This window comes from Streptomyces beijiangensis (assembly GCF_017315755.1).
GTDB classification, from domain to species: domain Bacteria; phylum Actinomycetota; class Actinomycetes; order Streptomycetales; family Streptomycetaceae; genus Streptomyces; species Streptomyces beijiangensis.
In genome coordinates this window covers 1-690 of record NZ_JAFLRJ010001108.1, presented here as the reverse complement: position 1 = coordinate 690, position 690 = coordinate 1, and the positions used below count along the sequence as shown (strand labels likewise).

The 690-nt window shown below is 69.9% G+C and carries 1 protein-coding gene and 1 pseudogene; one reads left to right on the top strand and one right to left on the bottom strand.

Translation table 11 applies throughout. From position 1 onward, the window contains the following. Positions 1–494, top strand: a 494-nt coding sequence (locus tag J0695_RS40770; RefSeq protein ID WP_206969839.1) for a LysM peptidoglycan-binding domain-containing protein, incomplete at its 5' end; no start/stop codon positions are given. On the opposite strand, the pseudogene J0695_RS40765 reads toward J0695_RS40770, so the two are convergent. Continuing rightward, a pseudogene (locus tag J0695_RS40765) lies at positions 460–690 on the bottom strand (hypothetical protein); the annotation flags it as partial. The gene J0695_RS40770 and the pseudogene J0695_RS40765 sit on opposite strands and share 35 nt — an antisense overlap.

Below are 690 nucleotides of genomic sequence, written 5' to 3'. Positions count from 1 at the left end.
CTCCAGGGCCATTCGCCGGCGCCCCGGCCCCGAACGGAGGGTTCGGTCCGTACAGCTGCGCCGCCGGCGAATGGCCCTGGAGCTGTCTCGCCGAGTGCGAGAGCAGCGGTCGCTGGCACGTCAACACCGGCAATTCCTACTACGGCGGACTGCAGTTCTGGCAGCCCACCTGGGAGCAGTACGGCGGCCTCAAGTACGCCCCGCGCGCCGATCTCGCCACCCGCGCCGAGCAGATCGCGGTCGCGAAACGGGTGCTGGCCGACCAGGGGTGGGACGCGTGGCCCGACTGCTCCAGGAAGTACAAGCTGAAGGGCCGCATTCACACCGTGCAGTCCGGGGAGACGCTCAGCTCGATCGCCCGCAAGTACGGGATCAAGGGTGGTTCGCAGGCGCTCTACAAGGCCAACGCCCAGATGATCGGACCCCACCCCGACCGGCTGAACATCGGCACGCAGCTCGTCATCCCGCCGTCAGCTCAGCGGGCTCTCCGCTGAACACCACGGACCCGCGCCGGAGCTGATGCACCACCACCGGCACCACCACCGGCGTCCGGCCGTCGAGGCCGGGCGGCAGCCCCTGTTCCGCGATCACCACGGCGGCCGAGCGTGCGGCGAGCGAGAGAAGCATCGTGTACGTGGCGGCCGCGACCGGTGGTGACATGCCGAGGGACGGTTCGTCCTGGTCGACGAA